4 protein-coding genes and 1 pseudogene are annotated in these 6,202 nt (G+C 30.3%); 3 read left to right on the forward strand and 2 right to left on the reverse strand.

Features of this window, described 5'->3' with window-relative positions; all coding sequences use genetic code 11:
* Window positions 1-44: pseudogene (locus DBX25_RS21685) on the reverse strand (hypothetical protein); the annotation flags it as partial.
* Window positions 45-417: 373 nt separating this feature from the next.
* On the opposite strand from DBX25_RS21685, the gene DBX25_RS19395 reads away from it, so the two are divergent.
* Complete coding sequence (locus DBX25_RS19395; RefSeq protein ID WP_108672401.1) at window positions 418-1,395, forward strand: hypothetical protein; 978 nt, start codon at window positions 418-420, stop codon at window positions 1,393-1,395.
* Window positions 1,396-2,374: 979 nt separating this feature from the next.
* Here DBX25_RS19395 and DBX25_RS19400 read toward each other — a convergent pair.
* A complete protein-coding gene (locus DBX25_RS19400; RefSeq protein WP_157951022.1) occupies window positions 2,375-3,799 on the reverse strand; it encodes a hypothetical protein in 1,425 nt (474 codons plus the stop codon).
* A 323-nt stretch (window positions 3,800-4,122) separates the two neighbouring features.
* Here DBX25_RS19400 and istA point away from each other — a divergent pair, with 323 nt between their 5' ends.
* Window positions 4,123-5,628 (forward strand): IS21 family transposase, encoded by a 1,506-nt coding sequence (istA, locus tag DBX25_RS19405; RefSeq protein ID WP_108672403.1) that lies wholly within the window; start codon window positions 4,123-4,125, stop codon window positions 5,626-5,628.
* On the forward strand, window positions 5,625-6,202 hold a 578-nt coding region (locus DBX25_RS19410; RefSeq protein WP_108672404.1), incomplete at its 3' end, for an ATP-binding protein. The genes istA and DBX25_RS19410, both read left to right, overlap by 4 nt.

Below are 6,202 nucleotides of genomic sequence, written 5' to 3' on the forward strand. Positions count from 1 at the left end.
CTTAGGATCCTCTGATGCCAATAAGAAGCCCAGCCTTCGTTTATCTAAGTTGCTTCAATAGGAGAAGGTTTTAATGAGTACAAAAAAGATCAAATCAATAAAAATACACTGTATTGAATCAATAAATCCATTAAATAAACCAATTTATATACCTTTACATTGTCCCAAATGTTCAATTAAATTAATTTCATATTTATATCTATTTAACGAAAACGGTATTGTGCCTTTTTTTGATACATCAAATAAGTTTTACTGTTCTACCTGTAAGAAGGTTTTCTTAGACTTACCTGATGAAGAAGTTGAAGACTTTTGTAAACTTTTAATAAACTAACACTCCCAAGAAATTATTAAATCATACATATCGTTACAAAATTTGATAATATAATACAAAAGTGGATTTTTTAAGGAGTGCGGCATGTGCTAGTTAATAAATCAGATTTAAGTATGAAATATGCACTTGATAAGAGTACAAAAGAAAAGGTTTCTGCAATTATTATTTCTAGAAAACCAATATTAAAAAAAAGAAAGTATATTTGTATTGGATGCGAGTCATTACCCACAAGTGAAAAAAAAATGGTCGATCCAACAGACGTAACACATTATGATGGAAAAAAATTAGGGAGATTTTATTTTAGACGGAAAAATTCAGACGTGGACCATGAAGAAAAATGTCCTTATAGAAACATAATAAATTATATTGATAGTAAACTGGGGATATTAAAGATTAAATTAAATGGTAATCAAATTATGGTCTCCCCTCTTCCTTTACTAAGCAAAAGTACTAAGGGAACATTCACTAATTACTTTTCTACGCAAAGCAGTTCAATTTTTTTTGGATTCCTTAAAAGTTTAATGAATGATTTTAATATTGATTTTAGCGTGCTCGAAAATAAGTCTTTTCCGAATTATTATGTACTAACTGAGGGAGGAGAAAAAGTTAAAATTGGAGAGTTATTCTATACTCCTTCAAATATTTTAGACAAAATTAATAATGTAAATAAAGAATTCATATGTATTCTTTATGGTAAAGTTAAAGCAATTAAATATAATGATTTTGGGAGTGCTACACTAAAAATACATACTATTGGTGATGATACAAAGAATTTTAATATAGTTGTTAATCCAGACTATTTACCATTTGTCGGAAACTTAGAACAATTATTAAATAAACCTATAGCATGTTATGGTCCAATAGTAAGTTTTAACTATAAAAATAATACATATTGGTATATGGAGCTTTTCTCAGTATTACATCAAGTAGCATTTTTAAATGAAGTTGATAAGGAATTATGTTTTGCTGAATACCCTTCCACTAACCCATTATTATTAGAGAAACAAATAGAAAGATTCATTTGTGGTCTATGGGGAGGTAGGATGCCTACAAAAGACGAGTGAAGTCTAATAATAACTAAAAGTATAAGTAATTTTCTAAAGAAAAGTGAAGCAGATCAACCAATCTTCAAGGATAATCTAGATAGGTATAATAGGTTTTATGACGATTTCAATAGGATTCAACTGAAATATAATATTGAGAAGGAAAAAGAATTAGAATTAATTAATAAACAATTAAAAAAGAATAGAGATTTTGAAAATATAAATAACCTTTGGAATAAAGCTTTATCAAAGTTAAAAATTTCACCAAAATTAAACGAAATTAAAGAGGAATTATTAAATATACAGGTAGAAATTAATAAACAAAAGGAAGATGTTTTAAGCGTAAAAGAAGTATTTGCTCAATATGAATTAAATAAAGGGAAAATTGATATATGGTATAGTAGATTTAAAGAACATTCCGAACAACTCAATTATTATTCAAAACTCGAGGTAATTGAGAATGAATGTAAAAATACTTTACTAGTGAAACAACCAAATATATATATATTACCTCTTGAAATTAAAGATCATATTTTTACTGTCAATTACTTCTTAAAGGCCAAAAATATTAATCATTATTTACTTTCACTACAGATAATTGTTTTCAAAAAATATAAAATAGGGTTAATTCCACTAAGTAGTACTAATCCTAATAATATTATCATTGGTGAATTTTCAATTAAAAATAAGAAACATCCCGTAACAACTCTAAGAAATTTACGAAAAAAATTACATTTAGAACTAATTAATTCCTTGTTAAATACTGGGATTCCAGAAGCTAATACGATTTGCTCAATTTGCAAAAAAAATATGAGATTAACTCTTATTAATTCTACCCTGAAATTCAAATGTTGGGATAACTGTAAATAGTTGTTTTTTCATAGAAAAATAATAAAGCATTAAAAAAGCACTTCTTATAACTTAAGAAAGTGCTTTTTAATTACAAATTTGTAGTATTGTCTTAAATTCTACTTTAAAATTCCTCTTTGAAACACGCCTATTAATTAATAAAATCAATTGAATACTTTTCCAATAATACTTCCAAATCATGTTGTTTAACAAAATAATCAATATAAATTCGTAGAGAATTTATCTCATTTATTGATAAATTATCATTATATCTCATTATAATAACTAATGCCCTAAATAATAAATCAATTCCAAATCCATTAATTGTCTCATCTGATATTCTGTTTTTTATTTCTGTTATGGATTCAATAAGTTCATCAATCGTTTCACATATATTAACATTTAGTTTTCCACAAACATAATATAAATCAATCTCCTTAGCTTTGCTAAGACACAACAAAATAGACTGATAAACACCTTGTAAATTTTCCTTCTTAATTCTATATATATTATGAGGATTTGAATGAAAATGAGATTGTAATAATTCGATAATTTCTATTAAACTATTATAATTATCAATTTGTAATTCATCTAAATATATAACTTTTTCGATATTTCTTCCAAAGAAAATCATTTCAGTATCTTTATCTTTTTTACTGTCTTTATTATACTTTTTCTTACCTAATACTTTTGGTATGAATTCATTTGTAAACCAGTTATATGCGATTTCTGCATTCCAGTGGAATTTTTCACCTAGTAGTTCATCATCTATGTGTTCAAAATCCTCAATAAATTCAAAGGTTATACAAATGTCCTTAGATGTTAAACTTGGATAATATACTATGTCCTCAAAATGTTCTGCATGGAAGAAAGCATGATAGCCTTCTCCGTATCTTTCATGATTTTTCGTGTAAATTTTTATATAATGTCTATTTTTATCAAAAATATACCAATTGCCTATACCCTTATCGACATCATGTTTCACAGAGAACTTCAATAGTTTTTCCCATTCTTGATATGTAAGATATAAGAGTTTATAATTGTTTATTTTTTTTGAAAGAGGGTATTTTTGTGTCTTAAGTACATCTTCAATTAATCTGATTGAGTTAATATAATTATTAGCATATGAATCAATTACTTCACAGAGTAAATAAATGTCATCTTTAGATATTTTCAATCTAGTATTACCAATTTCAATATGAGCATTATCTAGATCGAAAATATTTTCAGTTGACTTATTTTTATTATTACTTCTCAAAAATCCCCTTCCACCATATTTTGGGTCTGAATAGATCCCTTTGAAGAGTTGAGTTACTACAAGCTTATTATCTAAAATTAACATACAATCCCGTGCTTTAAGGATTTTAAAATAAATAACACATTCAGTCAAAGGGTGATTGTATCTTGGTAAAATTGCTTCCAATCCAATTTTACTTGTATATTTCCTATAATAGGCTGATTTCCCTTGCACATATAATTCTTCGTTTACTACAAACTCATTGCTTTCGTCTGTGATAAAGCTAAATATATTTGATATTAGTTTTTCTTTTATTTTTAAGTCGCTTTCTTTATCCACTTGAGATTTAATCATACTTAAGTGTTTATCAATATTGTTCTGTTTTTTAAAAATGTCTATTTTTTTCTTTATTAATTGAACTCTTTCAGTTGTAAAAGTAAAATACAACATTAATTGTTTAGAAGTAAATTCTAAATTACCTTTTCTTCTGTTATTAAATTTACTTGTTGGAACTGTTTATGGCACGCTAAAAATGTAGGATATGGCATTTAATTTATGCAGGCCCCGAGGGGCCTGCATAAATTAAAAAAACCACTTGTCAACATTCCCGAATACACATACACTTCCTGTTGGGACAAAGCAGTGCAGGAGGTATTAAGGAGATGTTGGCAGTGGCCGAGATAAATTATATCAGACATGAAGTAAACAAAAAAGGTACTAGTTATTCAGAAGTTGCTAAAAAGATGGATATAGATTCTAGAACCGTTAAGAAATATGCAGACCTTGAGGACTTCAGCCCTCAAGCGAAAGTAAAACAAGACAGACCTTCTCCAGTAATGGGGCCAGTAAAACATATCGTGGACGAATGGCTTTTGGAAGACTTTAAGAAAAAGAGAAAGTTTCGTAGGACCGCAAAGAGAATATGGGAACAATTGAAGGAAGACTTTGATTTTGAGGGTTCCGATCGTACAGTTAGAAGTTATGTATCATCTAGAAAAAAAGAACTATTAAATGAATCTAGTCAGGTTTCTCTACCATTAGAGGCTAGGCCAGGTACTGCACAAGTCGATTTTGGAGAGGCGCCATTCAAATATCAAGGTGAAGAAATGGTGCTACCCTATTTGGTATTATCCTTTCCTTATAGTAATTCATTCTATTTTCAGGTGTTTCCTTCTCAAAATCGTGAGTGTTTTCTAGAGGGGTTAAAAAGAATCTTCCATTATATAAATAGAGTACCTAAAACCATTAGGTTCGATAACCTATCACCTGCCGTGAAAAAGGTATTGCCAAATGGGGAACGGCAGTTAACGGAGGAGTTTCAAAACTTCGTTCTTCATTATGGATTTGAGTGTGAATTCTGTAATCCGAATAGTGGCAACGAAAAGGGCCACGTTGAAGCCATGGTTAAATATGTGAGGAATAACTTCTTACTGCCGAGTCTTCCGGTTCTCGATTTAGACAAACTGAATATGGAATTTTGGTCTAAGGCAGAGAAGGATAGAAATCGTAAACACTATGAAAAAGAAACACTCATAGCTCAATTATTCAAAGAAGACATGGAGCATTGTCTTCTCCTTCCTAGTAAGGAATATCAGTGTGTGAGATACGAAACCGTAAAGGCTGATAAGTATGGGTACATAAAAGTGGAGAAAAACATATATTCAACCTCTCCAAGATTTGCGTTAAGTAAGGTATTAGTAAGAATCACCTATAACAAAGTAGATAGCCTAACGGATGAACATCAACTAGTTGTAAGTCATTCTAGATTGTATGGTCAGTATAGGAAATCGATGAAATGGCAGCCATACTTGAATTTAATGGCCAAACGTCCTTTGGCACTCAAATACACAAGTTTCTATGAACAGATGCCAACTGAGTGGCAGACTTATTTTCATTCATGTACAGCCACAGAAAAACCTGAGGCTCTAAAACTTTTATCAACGGTATTAAAGGAACATGATTTCACTAGAATTACTGAGGCACTAGCCATTGCTTCTGAACGCGGTCACCCTTCGGTTGAGTCTATCAAACAGGTATTCTATCAGCTTATAAATGGACGTGGACATCGAGCTGATATTCAGCCCAAATTTTCATTGCCCGATATGCCTCAAGCTGAAAGAGGTCTTAATCATTATGATCAGCTACTTAAGGCGGTGGAGCTCAATTGAATACAGTGATTCAGCAATATGCCAAGCGTCTAAAATTAAGTTGGATAAGAGAGCATTATCATGAAATTGAAGCGACCACAAATGAAGATTATTTATTAAAACTTTTTGAAAAGGAAATCGAGCAGCGTGAAGAAAGGAAAACCAATCTATTACTGACACAAGCCACTCTTCCAAAGGTGAAAGGAAACCCTTTTGACTGGAGGGACATTCTACTCACTCAAGGATTAAATAAAGAGGATCTACTGAACGGAACGTTCATGGAACAGCAAGAAAACCTTATTTTTTACGGAGGAGTTGGCACAGGTAAAACTTATTTAGCATCCCTTATCGGCTTAAATGCCATACAGAAGTTTGGCAAGTCTATTAAATTCTATACGGTAGCTTCACTTGTAAACCGGTTATTAGAAGCGAACGAAAAGGGCACATTAAATAAGCTTTTTAGGCAAATAGAAAAACTTGATTTACTAATATTAGATGAATTAGGGTACATCCCTCTGCATAAGCAAGGAGCAGAGTTACTGTTCCAAGTCATTTCTATGTGTTATGAAACCAAAAGCATTATCATCACAACAAA

Origin of the sequence: Peribacillus acanthi, from assembly GCF_003073175.1 — a bacterium.
GTDB classification, from domain to species: Bacteria; Bacillota; Bacilli; order Bacillales; family DSM-1321; genus Bacillus_BN; species Bacillus_BN acanthi.